Below are 18,501 nucleotides of genomic sequence, written 5' to 3'. Positions count from 1 at the left end.
GTCGGCCTCAAGCGCCACGCCGAAAACTGAACGTTCGGCCGGCACGGCTGCGCAGGCGTGCCGCCACGTCGGCGTCCAACTCTGCGGTTGCGGAATTTCGCGGCCGAGCGCCAATCTTTCTCAGCCGGGCGGAGACCCGGCGAAAAGGGAGGCGCGGCATGGGCCCAGCCGAGGCGGCAGAACGGTTGCTGATCGTTTCGTCAGACGGACATGTCGGCGCTCCGGTGGCGCACTACCGCGGGTACGTGGATCCGAAGCACCGGTGTGATTTCGAAGACTGGCTCGCGCAGTACGTTCCGTTGTGGGCTGCGACCCAGGCTAAAGATCCCGGGCTGCCGGAGACGCTTTCGGAAGACTACAAGCGCGCGTGGATGCAGCAGGCCAAGGTCGCCGAAGGCGCTGAGGGAACCTGGAATCCGACCCGCCGCCTGGCGTCGCTCGACGCCGAGGGCGTCGCCCTTGACGTGCTTTTCCCAGATGACCAGTCCGCCAACTCGCCGCCTTTCCTCTGGTTCGCTCGCGAGTACAACCGCCGCTGGGACCAGGAATATTCGCCAGAACTAAAGCTCGCGGGCGCGCGCGCCTATAATCGCTGGCTGGTCGATTTCTGTTCGACCGCGCCCGAGCGGTTGCTCGGACTGGCGCTGATCGGAAGCCTCGCGGACGTCGACCGCGCCGTCGAGGAGGTCCGCTGGGCCAAGGCGAACGGGATCACCGGCGGCGTGCTCCTGCCGCTGGTCTACTACAACAACGTCGAGCCGTTCTGGAACGACCGTCGCTACGATCCGCTCTGGGCGGCTTGCGCCGAGCTCGAGATGCCGATCCACACCCACACCGGCTCGGGCTGCCCCTACTATGGCGACCAGCCGGAGGCGCCGATCCTCTTTGCGCTGGAGTGCACCTACTGGCCGCACCGGCCGCTGTGGTTCCTGATCGTAGGCGGCGTCCTGGAACGTCATCCCGGGCTGAAGCTGGTCCTCACAGAGCAGGGCTCGATGTGGGTTCGCGAGGCCCTCTTCATGATGGACCACCAGGTCAGCGACCCGAAATACGCCTTCGGCGCGCGCGGTCATCTGCCCCTGAAACCTAGCGAATATTTCGAGCGGCAGTGCTGGCTGGGCTCCAGTCTGGTGAGCCGGCCCGAGATCGAGGCGCGCCATGTGATCGGGGTCAAGAAGATGATGTGGGGCTGGGACTATCCGCACATCGAGTCTCGCGATTGGCTGACCCCGCGTGAGAACCTGCGCAAGGTATTGCAGGGCGTGCCCGAGCCCGAGGTCCGCGCGATCCTCGCCGGCAACGCCCTGGAGGCCTACGGTCTGGACCTCGGCAAGCTCGAGCCGATCGCGGCGCGCATCGGACCGCGGGTGGAGGAGATCGTCGCGGCGTGAGCGACAGGCGCATCCGCCTACAGCCTCCATTGCGCGACCCCAGCGCCGTGTTGCGGGTTCGCGCTGGAACGTCCCGCGATGGAACAGTGATCGTTCGAGGGAGGATTACTGGCTAGGCGCGGGCTGTGCGGGTGCAGTGGTGAAGATGTGGCGAACACGACCTCCGGGCCGAACAACCAATCTGACCGGCCCCTAAGCGCAACGCGGCGCACGAGCGGCCCCGTCCACGATCGCATGATGATCGCGGCTCAAGTCGCCCGCCATCAGCTGGACAGAGCCGCCGGAGCGGTCTCGGTGAGCGCGCGTGGTGCCCGCCGCCAGCTTGCGAAGGAGCCAACCGCGAGCATTACGCTGGCCGTTACGGTGGGCGCCATCCTGGTGCTCGCGCTCAGTCCTCTGCTGCGACGACGGGCTATGCAGGCGCTGCGCGCCACCGTCTCGTCAGAGCTGCGTCGAAGGAAACGCCCGCCCTGACGTTCGTCGCTCCGCTTCGCAGATCGCAGGCCAGCGTAACGGCGCCTGCCGCGAGTGCTGTACCTCGCGGCTCGCTGGCTCGGCGTGCGGCTAGGCCCAGGGGCGCAGCGTCAGTCAGCCAGGGCGTTAGACCGGCCGCGCTGCGGGATGGTCTAAAGATAGATGGTGTCTCCACCAACCTTCACCGTCTGCTCCGGCCGCCAATCGCCCATGTCGAAGTCGTGGCTGACGACCCGCGCACTCGCCGCCTTCGTCCTGGACCAGCAGCCGGTGTGGTCTCCACGTGGTCTCGGACGACCTGGTCCTCAACCGCCCCGACAGCTTCTCCGACGGCGCACGAGGCCAGCAAGCCAGCCGATCGGCCGCAACCGCGCTAGGCGCGTACCTGAGATGGCGACTGGAACGGCGGGGCCGCCGGGTAGGTCCCCAGCTCATAACACGAGCTCAAGGCCAGTGCGGCGAGCTGCCGAAACACGACCTGCCGCGACTGCGCCTCGATAAGCCCTTCGCGCCGCAGCTGCTGGATCACGCGGTTGGCATGAACGGTGCTTAATCCCAGGTGCTCCGCCAGCTGAACCTGCGTCAGCGGGAGGCGCATGGCGGCGCCTCGGGTCAGCCCGGCGAAGGCCGAGCGCTCGTACAACTCCAGCAGCAGGTTCCCAGTGCGCTCGAGCGCCGACAGGCTGCCGAGCCGGACGAGGTGCCGCAGATCGCTCGCCTGCCGGAGGGCCTCCATCGTCCGCCACGCCGCCAACAGCGTGGGATCGGCGTGTCGCTCGCGCACCATCGCCGCGATCTTGCTCAGGTCAGCCACCGTGACGTCGGTCAACGCCACTGCCTGCGTCCGCGATTCCGACGGTGGTCCGACGACGCCGCAGACCTCGCCCGCCAGCGCCAGCCGCAGCAACTGTTTGCGACCGTCCGGGAGCGTATGTTGTTCCGCGGCCCAGCCGGCCACCACCAGCAGCCGCCGCAGTGGCGTCCCCGGTGCGTTCATGTAGTCCCCGGACAGATAGTCCTCGGTGGGACCGCTCAGCATCTCCAGCTCCGCTTCCGCCTCGGAAGCGAGCCGGTGGTGGCGGTCGAGCGCCTGGATCAGGCAGAAGGTCGCATTGAGAACCCGTCGCATGAACTTGCCCTCGCTTACGGACTTAAGCCCTGAGACAGTCGCGGATTGCTTGCTCCGTGGCCGCGCTTTGCCTTTTCGACAGCATGCCGGAGTTTGTGAATGCGAGTTTGTGAACTCCTCTTTTCCTCCGCCGTCGGATCGAGCCGTGGCCTGAAGCCGCCATGTCGCACCATCGCGGACCGCTCAACAATTCGCGGCGGGCGCTCGTTCCAGCCCGCCTTCGGCCATGATGGCAAGTAAGCGCCTAGCCATCCCCCTCGGCCGCCCAGCGGCTCAGGGTCGCCGCGTAGAGGTTGCGCCGGCGCGCGGCCCGGCCGCGATCTGCACCCTGCGCGGCCTGCTCCGCCATCGTCCAAAGGCCGGCCTGAAAAGCGCAGTAGAGGCCGCGGAACGCGTCGATCCGCACGGGGTCCGGACCGCCCAGTACGCGCCCCTCGAGTTCGCGCGCCTCGGCCGCGTCGAGTTCAAACTCGACCGCCGCGCCTGCGAGATCCCAACCGATATCCTGGCAGCCGATCAGGTCATGGGCGCAGCAGTGGTCCAAGGCGTCGGTCTTTAGCAGCCCGCCGTCAGCGACCTGCAGCCACTCCCATCGATGTAGCCGGCCGTCGATAGGCGCCGGGGCTTCGACCAGATCCATCGCTTCCAGCCGGCGCACGACGCGATCGGCGAGCTTCGGACCGCCGATCTCGCCGGCGTTCACCCGCGCCATCTCCCGCAGCTCGTCGCCGCGGGCGCCGGCCGTTTCCGCCGGCAGCGCGCGCCAGCGAAAGCGCAGGTAGTCGCCCAGCCGCCGCAGCGTGGCGGCGCGGTCCGGCGGCGGACCGAGCAGTGGACGGCCGTCGATCCACCGTTCGAGGAGAAAGCCGTGCCTTAGCGCCAGCGGCTCGGCCCCGAACCCGACGGCGTGGAGCGCCTGCGCCCGTTCGATCTTGGCCAACCCCTCGCGACCCAGGCCGGCGAAGCGGGCGACATAGGTCCCGCTCCTGCCGGTCAGTCGAAACTTCCGGCGCTCGCTGGCGGCCCAGGTCGGCGGGCGCTGGCCGGGGGCCAGCGCCGCGCGCCAACCGCCGTGCGACAGGTCGTCAATCTGCTCGGCCCCGCCCGTGAGGTCGTCGAACCAGCTGGCGAGCGCAGTCGGCGCAGCGATGTCGTCGAGCACCTTCACGATACGTCGGACAGTGCGCCACCGCTCGCGATGCCGCGGTTGCGCCGCCGGTCCAGGCGGGCCGGCGTGACTGGGGAAGTAGACGATGCGGTCCCCCGCGACGCCGAGACCCGTCAGCAGATCGCCGACCGCGCCAAAGGAGCTGCCCGACAGGCCCGGTCCCTCGTCGACCACGGCGAACAGGCCGCGATGGGCCGCCAGCCGTCGCCCCAGCCGCTCGGACACCGCGACGCGACGCTCCATTGGCGGGCCATGTGGGCGCAGGGTGACCACCCCGGCCGCAGAGCTCGCCGCCGCCACGGCGGCGGCCAGGCTCAGGCCGATGCTGCGCAGACCGATGACCAGCAGCGGCGTCCCTCTCAGCTCGCAGGCCGCCGCCATGAAGGCTTCCGGATAGACGGCGTAATAGGCGTAGCCCTCCGCCGTCTTGCATCGGACCGGATCGGGCGGGGCCAGGGCGGCGAGCGCCGTGAGCTCGGCCCACGCGGGGCGACCGGGCGTCGCAAAGCCGCTCGACCAGGAGGTCTGCACCTGCCGCGCAATCGCGACGACCAGATCCAGCGCCGCAGCCTGGAGGGGCGAGTCGTCGTCGCGACCTGCGCGAACGAACGCTGCGTCCGCGAGCCCCTGGGCGAGCTCGCCGGCCTCGATCAGCGCCCGAACCAGCCGGTCATGCCGTGCGGGCCCGGCAGGTCCGGAGCGAAGTAGCGACGCCAGGACGGCGAACTGCTCCAATGGGGTGACGAAGCGCCAACGGTCGCCGAAGACCAACATCTCACGCCGGCCCCTGGCGCCGGTAAGCGATCATGCCGAACTCGTGGAAGCTTGGCGGAGCACGTTCGGTGCGCCGCGCGATCCACCTCGCCCAGGCCTGGTACTGCGCCTCGCTGGGGGAGACGAGCTGGCGCGCGTCCTTGGCGATCGTCAGCGCGTCCAGCGGTGCGTGGCCCCGGGCGATCAGGATGCAGAGGGCGACCAGCGCCGAGCGGCCGACCCCGTGCTGACAATGCACCAGCAGTCGCAGGCCCTCCGCCATGGCGGCCTCGGCGAAGGCGACGGCCTGGTCGAGCCGCGGCTGGCTGACGCCGCACATGTCGTCGGTCGGCAGGTGCAGAAAGCGCAGACCGCATCGCTCCAGGACTAGGGCGTCGTCGCAGGTCTCGGAGCGCACGTCGATGATCGCGCCGACCCCATGCTGGCCAACCAGACAGGCGGCCTGCTCGATGGGGAAGGCCCCGCCGACGGCCAGGTCCGGCTGGATCCAGGTGAAGCTCGGCGTCCACGGCTGCAACACGGGTCACTCCGCGGCGACGGTCACCCTGGCGGGCGCGAAGCGACGCACCATTTCGGCGCAAAACACCGCGAACTCCTCCGCCACCAGCGGCGGGCTGGTGTGGTGCGGCTCGATTCCGCGGTGCGCGGGCGTGAAGCAGAAGGTGACCGTCACCTCGAAGTCGGCCAGCGCGGCCATCTGCCGGTCGAACCAGGCAAGCGCGTTCGGGCGGAAGCTGTCGGCCCAGGAGAGCCCGGTGCGCAGGTGCTTGACCCCCAGCCGCTTCATCCAGGCGACCCCCTCCTCCAGCCGGTGGTCCTCGAAGTGGAACCATTGGCAGAGGCCCATCTGCTGAGCGTAGTCGCCGTAGACGGCGAGCCCCGGTTTCGGCGCGCCGTCCTCGCGCAACAGACCCATGTGAAAATGCCGGTAGTAGGACGACCCCTCCGCCTCCTTGTGCCGGGTCGTCGCCTCCCAGGTCTTTGGCAGGTCATAGAGGCTGTACCAGTGCAGGCGCGGCGCCTGGCCGATCAGCAGGTCAGCAGTCTTCTTGACGCCCCAGGCCTGCACCTCCTCCGAGCCGAACGACGAGACGCCGACCTCGGTGACCCACACCGGCTTGTCGGTGACCGCGCGGACTTCGGCGATCTTCGCCGGCCATTCGTCGATCGCCCAGAGATTCCAGTCGAGGGGGAAGCCATGCACCGCGACCACGTCGACATGCTCCATCACACCGCGCTGCGCCAGCCGACGCACGAACGCCGGATCGATCGGCGACATCCCGCCGAGCACCCGCGGCAGCCCCGGACATTCGGCGGCGATCGCCTGCCCGGCCAGCCGGGTCATCCGCGCGAACAGGTCCCATTCGGGATCGAGGGTCGGGTCCCAGTGGGACTTGTTGTTCGGCTCGTTCCAGATCTTGACCGCTTCGATCACGCCGCCTCGCCTCCGCTCGTTTAAGCGCTGCGTCGAGGTCGGGCCGGATAGACCGCCCCCGCCGCCTTGGGCCGTTCGCCGCGCCGGCAGATGAAGACCTCTTCCTCGGGATGCTCGAGGATGTCGAAGCCGGCGCTGCGCAGCATCGCCGCCGAACACGCGACGTTCGGGGCCCACCAGTTGGTCCAGTCGCCGGCGTACTCGTGCTCGATGAAGTGCAGCTTGGGGTAGCCGGGGTCTTCGAAGTGGTCCTGCTCGAAGAAGTCGTAGTCGGCGCGCACCGGCGCGATGCTGCTGGTCCCGCGCTGCATCGACTGGAAGATCAGCAGATCCTTGGCGACATGGTCGTGGATCAGGTCCAGCGCCAGCAGCGGATGGCGCAGGTGGTAGAGCACGCCCATGAACAGGACGATGTCGAAGCGCTCGCCCAGTTCCGCCACGTCGTAGACCGACATCAGCCGAAACTCGATGTCCTGCCCGGTGACCTCCGCGGCGAAGCGCGCCTGCTGCAGGTAACGCTCGTCGACGTCGAGCCCGAGCACCCGCTCGGCGCCGCGACGCCTCATCTCGATCGAGTAGAAGCCGCCGTTGCAGCCGACGTCGAGCACCGTCTGGCCATGCAGGTCGGCCGGTATGGCGTGCTCGAACCGCCGCCACTTCACATTCGGATAGTCGTTGAGGAAGTGGTTCGGCGCGGTCGGCACCCCGTCGAGGTCGATGTTGTGGAACCACTCGCCGAGCGCCGCAGCGCGCTCGCGGATTTCAGCCCGGGAGAGCGCCCCGCTGCTCATGACGCGAGTTGGACCCGGCTCGGGTCATCGCCCCAGATGAACTGCAGGGTGCGCTGGCGCGCCTCGGCGTCGGTGTACTGCTCCGGTGGGGACTTCATGAAATAGCTGGAGGGCCCGAGCAGCGGCCCGGCGAGCCGGCGGTCGAGACCCAGCTTGGCGCAGCGCACCGCGTCGATCACCACCCCGGCGGAGTTGGGGCTGTCCCAGACTTCCAGCTTCAGTTCGATGTTCAGCGGCGCGCCGCCGAAGGTGGTGCCCTCCAGACGGATGTGCGCCCACTTCCGGTCGGTGAGCCAGGGGACGTAGTCGCTGGGGCCGACGTGGATCTCGTCGGCGGCCGGCGGGCGGGCGTACTGGCTGGTGACCGCCTGGGTCTTGGAGATCTTCTTCGACGCCAGCCGGTCGCGTTCGAGCATGTTCTTGAAATCGGCGTTGCCGCCGAAGTTCAGTTGATAGGCCCGATCGATCCGCACGCCCCGCTCACGGAACAGGTTGGTGAGCACCCGGTGCACGATGGTGGCGCCGACCTGGCTCTTGATGTCGTCGCCAATGATCGGCAGCCCGCGGCGCTGGAAGCGCTTGGCCCACACCGGGTTGGAGGCGATGAACGCCGGGATGCAGTTGACGAAGGCGCAGCCCGCCTCCAGCGCCTGTTGGGCGTAGTACTCGGTGGCCCGTTGCGAGCCGACCGGGAGATAGGACACGACAATCTCGGTGCCGGAGGCGCGCAGCGCCTCGGCGACGTCGACCGCCGGCGTCGCCGCTTCCTCGATATCGGCGGCCATGTACTGGCCGACGCCGTCCAGGGTCGGTCCGCGCTGCACCTTCACCGCGCCAGGAAGGGGCCGGGCGAACACCAGGGTGTTGTTGGGCGGCGCCAGAATCGCTTCGGCGAGATCGCGGCCGACCTTGCCGGCGTGAATGTCGAACGCCGAGGTGATCTCGATGTCGCCGACGTGGTAACCGCCGAGCTCCAGGTTCATCAGCCCGGGCGGCGGCTCGTTGCTCGACGCCTCACGATAATAGGCCAGGCCCTGGACAAAGGAGGAGGCGCAGTTCCCCACGCCGACGATCCCCACACGTAGCTTGTTGCGGCTCATTTCGCCTCTGCGCGGCTGTGCGGACACCGAAGCTGGCCCGCAGGTAAGTACCTCGCTCAAAGATTTTTCGGCCGCGGCTTGTTCCAGCCTCTACTTTATTGAGTTCGCTACAAAGGCGGCGAGGAAACATTTGTTAGCGATCGAGACCCAGATTGAGGTCAATAGGCGTCGGATTGCCGACACTGTAACCTTGCCAATACCGTCCCCCACTGCACCCAAGACCCCATCGGCAAGCTTTGGCATCGGAACTTACATGATGATGAAGGGTTAGCCGCCGCAGAAACAGGGGCCGGAACCCCGTTGCGCGCGCTGGAACCTTCAGCAGTCGCCACACGGCCCCGCACGCCATCTTCGTCGGCGGAGGCCCGAACGAATGAGCAAACGCGTCCTCGTCACAGGCGGCGCCGGCTTCATCGGCCGCCACCTGATCCAGGCGCTGCTCGCCCGAGGCGACCGCGTCCGGGTGCTGGACAGCCTGATTGAGCAGGTCCACCCGAGCCGGACGCGGCCCGGAGAGCTGCACGCAGACGTCGAGCTGATCGCCGGCGACATCCGCGATGCGGCGGCCGTGGGCAAGGCGCTCGCCGGCGTCGACCAGGTGGTCCACCTGGCGGCGGAGGTCGGTGTCGGCCAAAGCATGTACGCCGTCGAGCGCTACACCTCGGTCAACGAGCTCGGCACGGCGGTGCTGTTCCAGCAGCTGATCGACCGGCCGGTCGAGCAGGTCGTCGTCGCTTCCTCCATGTCGATCTACGGCGAGGGCCTCTATCGCACCCAGGAAGGCCGGCTGGTCGAAGACGTGGTCCGCGCCGGCCGCAATCCGGACGGCGGCTGGGACCCCCTCGACCACCTGGGCCGCCCACTGCATCCTGTGCGCACGCCGGAGACCAAGGCCAGCGCGCTCAAGTCGGTCTATGCGATCGGCAAGTTCGTCCAGGAGCGCATGACCCTGACCCTCACCCGCCAGTACGGGATGAAGGGCGCCGCGCTGCGGCTGTGGAACGCCTACGGTCCTGGCCAGGCGCTGTCCAACCCCTACACCGGCGTGCTGGCGATCTTCGCCGCCCGGATCGCCAACGGCCAGTCGCCGATGGTCTTCGAGGACGGCCAGCAGCGCCGCGACTTCGTGCATGTCCGCGACGTGGCGCGCGCCTTCCTGCTGGCGCTCGACCGGCCGGAAGCGGACGGCGAGGTGTTCAACATCGGCTCCGGCGAGGACCGCACCGTCGAGGAGGTGGCGCTGCTCCAGGCCTCGGCCATGGGGCGGCCGGACCTAGCGCCGGAGCTCACCGGCAAGGCCCGCGCCGGCGACATCCGCCACTGCATTCCCGACCTGCGCAAGGCGCGCGAGATGCTGGGCTATGAGGCCCGGGAGGCCTTCGGCGAAGGCCTGGCGGAGCTCGCCGAATGGGTCGCGCGGCAGGAGGCGCACGACCACGTCGCCCAAGCCAGCCGGGAGCTCGAGATGCGGGGGCTGGTGGCATGAAGGCCCTGGTCACCGGCGGCGCAGGCTTTATCGGCTGCAACCTGGCCGACCGGCTGGCGGCGGGCGGCGCCCAGGTGCTGGTGTTCGACGCCCTCGCCCGTCCGGGCGTGGAGCGCAATCTTGCCTGGCTGCAGAACCGTCACGGCGCGGCGATCACGCCACGGATCGCGGATATCCGCGACGCCGAGGCCGTCGCCGAGGCCGTGCGCGAGGCCGACGCGGTCTTCCACCTCGCCGCCCAGGTGGCCGTGACCACCAGCCTGGTCGCACCGCGCGAGGATTTCGAGGTCAATGTGCGTGGCGCGCTCAACGTGCTGGAGGCCGCGCGGCTCTGCCGCACGCCAGTGATCTTCGCCAGCACCAACAAGGTCTACGGCGACCTCGCCGACGTGCCGCTCGAGCTCGTCGGCGAAGCCTACCGTCCGTGCGATCCGGTGCTGCGCGCCCACGGCGTCGATGAGCGCCGGCCGCTCGACTTCCACACCCCCTATGGCTGCTCGAAGGGAGCGGCCGACCAGTACGTGCTGGATTATGCGCGCAGCTTCGGCCTGCCGAGCTGCGTCCTGCGGATGAGCTGCATCTACGGCCCGCGTCAGCTCGGCACCGAGGACCAAGGCTGGGTCGCGCACTTCCTCATCCAGGCGCTGCAGGGCCGACCGATCCGCATCTACGGCGACGGCCGGCAGGTGCGCGACATCCTGCAGGTCGACGACGCGGTCGGCGCCTACCTCGCGGCGCTGGCGCGGATCGACGCGGTCAGCGGCCGCGTCTTCAATCTCGGCGGCGGCCCGGCGAACGCGGTCAGCCTGCTGCAACTGATCGACCGGATCGCCCACCACACCGGCCGCAAGCCGCAGGTCGAGTTCGACGCCTGGCGGGCCGGCGACCAGCGCTACTATGTCACCGACGTCTCCGCGGCGCGGCGGACGCTCGGACTGCCACGGCCGACGCCGTGGCGCGAGGGCGTGGCCGGACTCGCCCGTTGGCTCGCCGGCGAGCCGGCCCAGCGCCAGCTGGCGGAGATTCTGTGATGGCGCTGCGGCTGATGATGACGGCCGACGCCGTCGGCGGAGTCTGGACCTACGCCCTCGACCTGGCCCGCGGCGTGGCCGCCGCCGGCGGCGCGACCACGCTCGTGGTCCTGGGCCCGGCGCCCGTCGCCGATCAGCTTCGCGAGGCCCGCGCGATCGCGGGCTTGCGCCTGATCGACACCGGCCTGGCGCTCGACTGGACCGCCGAGGGGCCGGCCGAACTCGATGCGTCCGTCCACATGGTGCGCGAGCTCGCCCGGGACCTGCGTCCCGACCTCGTGCATCTCAACAGCCCGGCGCTCGCACCCGAGGAGGGTCTGCCGGCGCCGGTGCTGGGCGCCTGCCATTCCTGCCTCGCCACCTGGTGGACGGCGGTGAAGGACGGACCGTCGCCAAGCGACTTCGCCTGGCGCACCGGGGCGCTGCGGCGGGGCATGGGGAGCTGCGACGCGCTGGTCGCGCCGAGCCGCAGCTTCGCCGCGGCGACCGCCCAGACCCATGGGGTGGCCGAGCCCTTCGTCGTCCACAACGGCCGCCGACCGTCGGCGTCCGGCCGCCGGGAGCGCGAGCCGTGCGTCTTCACCTCCGGCCGGCTCTGGGACGAAGGCAAGAACCTGGCGATCCTCGACGCGGCCGCGGCGCTCGCCGGCGCGCCGCTCTACGCCGCCGGGCCATTGGAGGGTCCGGGCGGCGAACGGGTCCAGCCGGCTCACGCCCGAGCCCTGGGCAGGCTCGGCGCCGAGGATATTTCGCATTGGCTGGGCCACGCCCCGATCTACGCCAGCAGCGCTTTGTACGAGCCGTTCGGACTGGGCGTGCTGGAGGCCGCGCAGGCCGGTTGCGCCCTGGTGCTGTCCGACATTCCGACCTTCCATGAGCTGTGGGACGACGCCGCAGTCTTCGCCGACCCACGCCGGCCCGACTCCTTCGCCGGCGCATTGGCCGGGCTGCTCGCCGACGCCACAGAGCGGCGGCGGCTTGGCGAGGCCGCCCGCAGCCGCGCCAAGCGCTTCACCGTCGAGGCGATGACCGCCGGCCTGCTCGACCTCTACCGGCGCCTCGGGGCCGCGCCCCCTCGGGAGGCGGCGGCATGAGGATCGTCTACTTCACCCATTCGCTGACGTCCTGCTGGAACCACGGCAACGCCCATTTCGTCCGCGGCCTGCTGCGCGACCTGGTTCGCCGCGGCCACGAGGTGCAGGCCTGTGAGCCGCGCGGCGGCTGGTCGCTGGCCAACCTGCTCGCCGACCACGGCGAAGCCGGCCTCTCGCCGTATCGCGCCGCCTATCCAGAGCTGTCGTCCGAGAGCTATGGCCTCGACTTCGACCTGGCGCAGGCGCTGGACGGCGCCGACCTGGTCATCGTCCACGAGTGGAGCGAACCGGCCCTTGTCGCGCGGATCGGCCGGCTTCGCGCGAACGGCGGCGGCTTCCGGCTGCTGTTTCACGACACCCACCATCGTGCGGTCAGCGATCCGCAGGCGATCGGCGCCTTCGACCTGTCGGCTTACGACGGCGTGCTGGCCTTCGGCGAGGCGCTGGCCGAGGTCTACCGCAGCTGGGGTTGGGGCCGTCGCGTCTTCGTCTGGCACGAAGCCGCCGACACCACCCTCTTCCAGCCGCCCACGGTCGAAAGCGCGCGCCGGGGTCTGGTCTGGATCGGCAACTGGGGCGACGGCGAACGGACCGCCGAGCTGGAGAGCTTTCTGCTCGCGCCCGCCCGCGCCGCGCGCCTGCCGCTGGAGATCCATGGGGTGCGCTATCCGCGCCAGGCGCTGGCCCTGCTCGCCCGCTACGGCGCGCACTACCACGGCTGGCTGCCCAACGCCCTCGCGGCGCAGGTCTTCGCGCGCCATCTCGCGACCGTGCACGTGCCGCGCCGCTACTATGTCGCGGCGCTGCCGGGGATCCCCACCATTCGGGTGTTCGAGGCGCTGGCCTGCGGAATCCCGCTCGTGTCGGCTCCCTGGAGCGACGCCGAGCGGCTGTTTCGACCCGGCGTCGACTTCCTGTTCGCCCATGACGGCGCGGCCATGACCCGCGCGCTGCGCCTGGTCCGCGACGACGCCGACCTGCGCTCCTCCCTGGTCCGCTCCGGCCTGGAGACCATCCGCGCCCGGCACACCTGCGCGCACCGGGCCGCCGAGCTGCTGGCGATCGCCGCCGACCTGCAAACCCCTGCGCTCGAGGCCGCCCGATGAGGATCGCCTTCTACGGCTCCAGCCTTCTGTCCGCCTACTGGAACGGCGCGGCGACCTACTACCGCGGCCTGCTGCGCGAACTTGCCGCGCGGGGCTACCAGACGACCTTCTACGAGCCCGACGCCTTCGACCGACAGAGCCACCGCGACATCGATCCGCCGGACTGGGCCAGGGTCATGGTCTATCCGGCGACCGAGACCGCCGCGCGCGCCGTGATCGCCCGGGCGGCCGAGGCCGACGTGGTCGTCAAGGCGAGCGGCGTCGGCGTGTTCGACGACCTGCTGCTGGAGGGCGTCATGGCCGCCGCCCGGCCGCAGGCGGTGAAGATCTTCTGGGACGTCGACGCCGCCGCCACCCTGACGGAGCTGCGCCACGGCCCCGAACTGCCGCTTCGCCGGATGCTGCCGGGTCTCGACCTGGTGCTGACCTACGGCGGCGGGCCGCCGGTGATCGCCGGCTACCAGACGCTTGGCGCACGCGCCTGTCGCCCGATCTACAACGCGCTGGATCCCGAAACCCACCACCCCGTCGCCGCTGAGGCCGGCTTCGCCGGCGACCTCAACTTCCTCGCCAACCGGTTGCCGGACCGCGAGACGCGAATGGAGCGGTTCTTCCTCGAGCCCGCCGCGCGCCTGCCTGAGCGCCGCTTTCTGCTCGGCGGCGCCGGCTGGGACGACAAGCCCATGCCGTCCAATGTCCGCCGGCTCGGCCACGTCGGCACCGCCGACCACAACGCCGTCAACTGCTCGGCGCTGGCGGTCCTGAACGTCGCCCGGGACTCCATGGCCGACGTCGGCTTCTCGCCGGCGACCCGGGTGTTCGAGGCGGCAGGCGCCGGCGCCTGCCTGATCACCGACGCCTGGGAGGGCGTGGAGCTGTTCCTGCGCCCCGGCGACGAGGTGCTCGTCGCCCGCGACGGACAGGAAGTGGCCGAGCAGCTGGCGGCCCTGACGCCACCCCGCGCCCGCGCGATCGGCGAGGCCGCCCGCCGCCGCGTCCTGAGTGAGCACACCTACGCCCGGCGCGGCGACGAGGTCGACGCCCTGCTGCGCCGGGAAGTCGCCGCCAAACGCGAAAGGAGCCTGGCGTGAAGCTCGTGGTCCTGGGGCTCAGCCTTTCGTCCGCCTGGGGCAACGGCCACGCCACCACCTATCGCGCGTTGCTGCGCGCCTTCGCCGCCCGCGGCCACGAGGTGCTGTTCCTCGAGCGCGACGCCCCCTGGTATGCAGCCCACCGCGACCTTCCGCAGCCGGACTTCTGCCAGCTGGCGTTCTACGGCGACATCGGCCTGCTCACGGGTTGGCGCCGTGAGGTCGCCGCGGCCGATGCGGTGATCGTCGGATCGTTCACGCGGGAGGGCGTGGCGGTGAGCCGCTGGGTGCAGCGGATCGCCGGCGGCGTCACCGCCTTCTACGACATCGACACGCCGGTGACTCTGGCCAAGCTGGCCGCCGGCGACGACGAGTACGTCTCGCCGGAAGTGATCCCCGGGTTCAAGCTCTATCTTTCCTTCACCGGCGGGCCGGCGTTGCGCACGCTCGAGCAGGAGTACGGCGCGCGCCGCGCGCGGGCGCTCTACTGCTCGGTCGACGCCGAGGCCTACCGGCCGCTCGCCAGCGCGCCATGCTGGGACCTCAGCTATCTCGGCACCTACAGCCCCGACCGGCAGCCGGCTCTGGAGCGGCTGCTGATCGAGCCGGCCCGCAAGGCTCCCGACCTGCGCTTTTGCGTGGCCGGGGCGCAGTATCCGGCCGACATCGACTGGCCGGCGAACGTCCAACGGCTCGAGCATGTCCGCCCCGCGGACCATCCGGCCTTCTACGCCGCCAGCCGCTTCACCCTGAACGTCACGCGGGCCGACATGATCGCCGTCGGCTGGAGTCCCAGCGTCCGGCTGTTCGAGGCGGCCGCCTGCGGCACGCCGATCATTTCCGACGCCTGGGACGGCCTGGACGCCCTGTTCGCGCCGGGGCGCGAGATCCTGCTGGCCGCCGGTCCCGAGGCGGTGCTGGCCGCCCTACGGACCACTGCGGAGCAGGACCGGCAGGCGCTCGGCGCGGCCGGCCGCGAGCGCATCCTGGCGGCGCACACCGCCAGGCATCGGGCGGGGGAGTTGGAGGCGCTGCTGCGCCAGGCCGAGTCCGACGCCGCCGACCTAGCCGAAACCAACGACACGCGTTTGAGGGCTTCTCTATGAGCAGACCACAGCAGCGCTTTCTTGTGGCGGGCGGGGCGGGCTTCCTGGGATCGCACCTGTGCGAGCGGCTGATCGAGACAGGCGCGCGGGTCGTCTGCCTCGACAACTTTCTTACCGGCGACCCCGCCAACCTTCGCAACGTCCAGGGCGAGAAGGCCTTCGAGCTGGTCGAGGCGGACATCGTCAACCCGCTCCCCGCGAGCATCGCACGGGCTCGGCTGGACGGCGTCTTCAACCTGGCCTGCGCCGCCTCGCCGCTCGCCTACCAGGCCGACCCCGAGCACACCTTGATGACCAGCGTCGTCGGCACCCAGCGGCTGCTGCGGCTGGCCGAGGACTCCGGCGCGCGGCTGCTGCTGTCCTCCACCAGTGAAGTCTATGGCGACCCGGACGCCCATCCGCAGACCGAGACCTATTGGGGCAACGTCAACTGCACCGGCCCGCGCGCCTGCTACGACGAAGGCAAGCGGGCCGCCGAGACCCTCTGTTTCGACTACGACCGCGGCGGCCGGGTGGCGGTGCGCGTCGCGCGGATCTTCAACACCTACGGCCCGCGGTTGTCGGCCAGCGACGGGCGGGTCGTCTCGAACGTGGTCAGCCAGGCGCTGAACGGCGCCGACATCACCGTGTTCGGCGACGGCTCGCAGACCCGCTCGTTCTGCTACGTCGCCGACCTGATCGAGGGCCTGATGCAGCTGATGGCCTATGACGGTCCGCAGCCGGGGCCGGTCAACATCGGCAACCCGATCGAACGGAAGATCCTGGAGCTGGTCGAGCTGGTGCTGACCTTGACCGGCTCGTCGTCGCAGCTCGCGTTCCATCCGCTGCCGCAGGACGATCCGCGGCGGCGGCGTCCGGACATCTCCAAGGCCGAACAGCTGCTCGGCTGGAGCCCGCGCACCTCGCTGGAGCAGGGGCTCCATGCCACCATCGCCTGGTTCGAGGGACTGGATCCGGCGGCCGTCCCGACGGCGATCCCCTCCGCCGCCGCCCGGGTGGCCTAATGGCCCGCGCCGCGGTCATTACCGGGCCCGGGAGCGTGCGCCTTGAAAGCCGTCCGGCGCCGGCGCCCGGCCCTGGCCAGGTCCGGGTGCGGCTGGAAGGCTGCGGAGTCTGCTCCTCCAACCTGACGCCTTGGGCAGGTCCTGAGTGGATGCGGTTCCCGACCGCGCCGGGCGGACTGGGCCATGAAGGCTGGGGCGTGATCGATGCGCTGGGGCCCGACGTCGAAGGCTTGCGGATCGGCGATCGGGTCGCCACGCTCTCGCAGCACAGCTACGCCGAATTCGACCTCGCCACTGTCGGCGCGGTCGTGCGCCTGCCGCCGGAACTCGACGGCCGTCCGTTCCCCGGCGAGCCCCTCGGCTGCGCCATGAACATCTTTCGCCGATCGCAGATCGAGGCCGGCCAGACCGTCGCGGTCGTCGGCGTCGGATTCCTCGGCGCGCTCCTAACCCGGCTGGCGACCGACGCCGGCGCGCGGGTGATTGCGATTTCCCGCCGGCCGTTCGCCCTCGATATAGCGCGCGAGATGGGCGCGGCGGAGGTGGTTCCGATGCGGGACCATCACGCGATCGTCGACCGCGTGCGGGAGCTGACGGACGACCGGTTCTGCCAGCGGGTGATCGAGGCGGTCGGCAAGCAATGGCCGCTCGATCTCGCCGCCGAACTCACAGCCGAGGGCGGCCAGCTGGTGATCGCCGGCTACCACCAGGACGGCCCGCGGCAGGTCAACATGCAGCTGTGGAACTGGCGCGGCTTGGACGTCGTGAACGCCCACGAACGTGACCCCAGGGTCTGCTTGCAGGGCGTGCGCGAGGCGGTGAAGGCGGTTGCGTCCGGGCGGCTCGATCCCAGCCGCCTTTACACCCACGTCTATCCGCTCGCCCGGCTCGGCGAGGCGCTGGACGCCACGCGCGACCGGCCGGACGGCTTCCTTAAGGCGCTGGTGATCCCATGAGCGCGACCCTGACGGCGCCCGCCGGCGGCGCCGTGACCCGCCGGCCGCGCATCGGCTTTCTGGGAACCGGCTGGATCGGCCGCCATCGCATGCAGGCGATGCTGGCTACCGGCGCGATCGAGCCGGCGGCCGTCGCCGATCCGGCGCCCGAAGCCGCCGCAGCCGCCAGCGCGCTGGCGCCGGGAGCCGAGGTCGTCGGCGGGCTTTCCGAGCTGCTGGCGCGCGACCTCGACGGCCTGGTGATCGCCACGCCCAGCGGCCTTCACGCCGAGCAGTCGATCGCGGCGCTCGAGCAGGGCGTCGCGGTGTTCTGCCAGAAGCCGCTCGGCCGTCGCGCGACTGAGGCCGCCGCCGTGGTCGAGGCCGCTCGCGCCGCCGACCGGCTGCTGGCGGTTGATCTCTCCTACCGCTTCACCGCGGGCATGCAACAGATCCGCGAGCAGGTGCGCGGCGGCGCGCTCGGCCGGGTGTTCGCTGCCGATCTGGTGTTCCACAACGCCTACGGTCCGGACAAGGCGTGGTTCTACGAGCCGGCCCTGGCTGGCGGCGGTTGCGTCATGGATCTCGGCGTCCACCTCGTCGATCTGGCCCTGTGGGTGCTCGACTTTCCGGCGGTCGAGCGGGTCGAGAGCACGCTGCTGGCCGCGGGCGCCGCCCTCGCCGCCGGTCAGGTCGAGGATTATGCGGTCGCCACCCTGCACCTGGCGACCGGCCAAGTGGTGCGGCTGGCCTGCTCCTGGCGGCTGCAGGCCGGGTGCGATGCGGATATCTCCGCCGCCTTCTGGGGCGACGCGGGCGGCGCGGCCCTGCGCAATATCGGCGGCTCGTTCTACGACTTCGAGGCGGACGCCTTCGCCGGCGTCCAGCGCCGCCCGCTGTCGCGTCCGCCCGACGACTGGGGCGGCCGGGCTGCGGCGCGCTGGGCGAAGGACCTGGCCAGCGGGCGGCGTTTTGACCCACGCTGCGCCGAGCTGATCCAAGTGTCCGAGGTGCTCGACCGCATCTACGGCCGCTGATGCGCGTCCTGCAGCAGCACTTCGAGCAGGCGCGCATCGATACGTTCGAGCCGTCGGAACCGCAGGCAGCTCTTGCCGCGGATCATCCCGGCGATCGCTTCGGTGTTCTCATCGAGCACCCGAGGGTCCATGAAGTAGAGCGAGACGAACTGCTTCTGCTCGGCGAAGCCGAAGCGGATCTTCTCCTGACGCATGTAGACCGGCATGCCCCAGTGCATCCGCTCCTCGTGATCCGCCAGCACGCGTCGGGCGACTTCGCGCACCAGTTGCAGGTAGGCGCGGCGTTCCGGAGCCGCCTGGGCGAGGTACGCGTCGACGGTCGGAGCTTTCGACTGAACCATGTGGGAGC

General features: G+C 70.4%; 17 protein-coding genes. 10 read left to right on the top strand and 7 right to left on the bottom strand.

Going from position 1 to position 18,501, the window contains the following annotated elements; genetic code table 11:
* The first annotated feature begins 158 nt into the window (after nt 1–158).
* The gene (locus ACSQ14_RS23845) at nt 159–1,391 is read left to right on the top strand and encodes an amidohydrolase family protein (RefSeq protein ID WP_436017215.1); all 1,233 of its coding nucleotides are present in this window, start codon (nt 159–161) and stop codon (nt 1,389–1,391) included.
* Nucleotides 1,392–2,238: 847 nt separating this feature from the next.
* Here ACSQ14_RS23845 and ACSQ14_RS23840 read toward each other — a convergent pair.
* The 6 genes from ACSQ14_RS23840 to ACSQ14_RS23815 all read right to left on the bottom strand — a co-directional run bounded on the left by ACSQ14_RS23840 (nt 2,239) and on the right by ACSQ14_RS23815 (nt 8,262).
* A complete protein-coding gene (locus tag ACSQ14_RS23840; protein ID WP_436017213.1) occupies nt 2,239–2,994 on the bottom strand; it encodes a Crp/Fnr family transcriptional regulator in 756 nt (251 codons plus the stop codon).
* A 244-nt stretch (nt 2,995–3,238) separates the two neighbouring features.
* Complete coding sequence (locus tag ACSQ14_RS23835; RefSeq protein WP_436017211.1) at nt 3,239–4,936, bottom strand: hypothetical protein; 1,698 nt, start codon at nt 4,934–4,936, stop codon at nt 3,239–3,241.
* A gap of 1 nt (nt 4,937) precedes the next feature.
* A complete protein-coding gene (locus tag ACSQ14_RS23830) occupies nt 4,938–5,456 on the bottom strand; it encodes a protein-tyrosine phosphatase family protein (protein ID WP_436017209.1) in 519 nt (172 codons plus the stop codon).
* Nucleotides 5,457–5,459: 3 nt separating this feature from the next.
* Complete coding sequence (locus ACSQ14_RS23825) at nt 5,460–6,371, bottom strand: beta-xylosidase (protein ID WP_436017207.1); 912 nt, start codon at nt 6,369–6,371, stop codon at nt 5,460–5,462.
* 20 nt (nt 6,372–6,391) lie between these two features.
* Complete coding sequence (locus tag ACSQ14_RS23820) at nt 6,392–7,162, bottom strand: TIGR04290 family methyltransferase (RefSeq protein WP_436017205.1); 771 nt, start codon at nt 7,160–7,162, stop codon at nt 6,392–6,394.
* Nucleotides 7,159–8,262, bottom strand: coding sequence for an inositol-3-phosphate synthase (locus ACSQ14_RS23815; protein WP_436017203.1), 1,104 nt, complete (start codon nt 8,260–8,262; stop codon nt 7,159–7,161). Before ACSQ14_RS23815 ends, ACSQ14_RS23820 begins: the two co-directional genes overlap by 4 nt.
* Before the next feature lie 373 nt (nt 8,263–8,635).
* Here ACSQ14_RS23815 and ACSQ14_RS23810 point away from each other — a divergent pair, with 373 nt between their 5' ends.
* Genes ACSQ14_RS23810 through ACSQ14_RS23770 form a run of 9 tightly spaced genes read left to right on the top strand, consistent with a single transcriptional unit; the run spans nt 8,636 to nt 18,152 of the window.
* Nucleotides 8,636–9,748 (top strand): NAD-dependent epimerase/dehydratase family protein, encoded by a 1,113-nt coding sequence (locus ACSQ14_RS23810; RefSeq protein ID WP_436017201.1) that lies wholly within the window; start codon nt 8,636–8,638, stop codon nt 9,746–9,748.
* The gene (locus ACSQ14_RS23805) at nt 9,745–10,779 is read left to right on the top strand and encodes an SDR family NAD(P)-dependent oxidoreductase (protein WP_436017199.1); all 1,035 of its coding nucleotides are present in this window, start codon (nt 9,745–9,747) and stop codon (nt 10,777–10,779) included. The genes ACSQ14_RS23810 and ACSQ14_RS23805 overlap by 4 nt, the downstream gene beginning before the upstream one ends.
* A complete protein-coding gene (locus tag ACSQ14_RS23800) occupies nt 10,779–11,873 on the top strand; it encodes a glycosyltransferase family 4 protein (protein ID WP_436017197.1) in 1,095 nt (364 codons plus the stop codon). The genes ACSQ14_RS23805 and ACSQ14_RS23800 overlap by 1 nt, the downstream gene beginning before the upstream one ends.
* Nucleotides 11,870–12,979 carry a CgeB family protein gene (locus tag ACSQ14_RS23795; protein WP_436017195.1) on the top strand — a complete coding sequence of 370 codons (1,110 nt, stop codon included), beginning with the start codon at nt 11,870–11,872 and terminating at the stop codon, nt 12,977–12,979. The genes ACSQ14_RS23800 and ACSQ14_RS23795 overlap by 4 nt, the downstream gene beginning before the upstream one ends.
* A complete protein-coding gene (locus ACSQ14_RS23790) occupies nt 12,976–14,070 on the top strand; it encodes a CgeB family protein (protein WP_436017193.1) in 1,095 nt (364 codons plus the stop codon). Before ACSQ14_RS23795 ends, ACSQ14_RS23790 begins: the two co-directional genes overlap by 4 nt.
* Nucleotides 14,067–15,176, top strand: a complete 1,110-nt coding sequence (locus tag ACSQ14_RS23785; RefSeq protein WP_436017191.1) for a CgeB family protein — start codon at nt 14,067–14,069, stop codon at nt 15,174–15,176. Before ACSQ14_RS23790 ends, ACSQ14_RS23785 begins: the two co-directional genes overlap by 4 nt.
* Nucleotides 15,173–16,180 carry a UDP-glucuronic acid decarboxylase family protein gene (locus tag ACSQ14_RS23780; protein WP_436017189.1) on the top strand — a complete coding sequence of 336 codons (1,008 nt, stop codon included), beginning with the start codon at nt 15,173–15,175 and terminating at the stop codon, nt 16,178–16,180. Before ACSQ14_RS23785 ends, ACSQ14_RS23780 begins: the two co-directional genes overlap by 4 nt.
* The gene (locus tag ACSQ14_RS23775; RefSeq protein ID WP_436017187.1) at nt 16,180–17,136 is read left to right on the top strand and encodes an MDR/zinc-dependent alcohol dehydrogenase-like family protein; all 957 of its coding nucleotides are present in this window, start codon (nt 16,180–16,182) and stop codon (nt 17,134–17,136) included. The genes ACSQ14_RS23780 and ACSQ14_RS23775 overlap by 1 nt, the downstream gene beginning before the upstream one ends.
* Nucleotides 17,133–18,152 (top strand): Gfo/Idh/MocA family protein, encoded by a 1,020-nt coding sequence (locus tag ACSQ14_RS23770; RefSeq protein WP_436017185.1) that lies wholly within the window; start codon nt 17,133–17,135, stop codon nt 18,150–18,152. The genes ACSQ14_RS23775 and ACSQ14_RS23770 overlap by 4 nt, the downstream gene beginning before the upstream one ends.
* Here the strand turns inward: ACSQ14_RS23770 and ACSQ14_RS23765 are convergent.
* Nucleotides 18,140–18,493, bottom strand: a complete 354-nt coding sequence (locus ACSQ14_RS23765) for an iron chaperone (protein WP_436017183.1) — start codon at nt 18,491–18,493, stop codon at nt 18,140–18,142. The genes ACSQ14_RS23770 and ACSQ14_RS23765 overlap by 13 nt on opposite strands.
* Nucleotides 18,494–18,501: the final 8 nt, after the last annotated feature.

The organism is Phenylobacterium sp. LjRoot219 (assembly GCF_964252995.1).
Taxonomy (GTDB): Bacteria; Pseudomonadota; Alphaproteobacteria; order Caulobacterales; family Caulobacteraceae; genus Phenylobacterium.
Note: the sequence above shows the minus strand (reverse complement) of the source record. Positions and strands in the feature narration are given on the sequence as shown.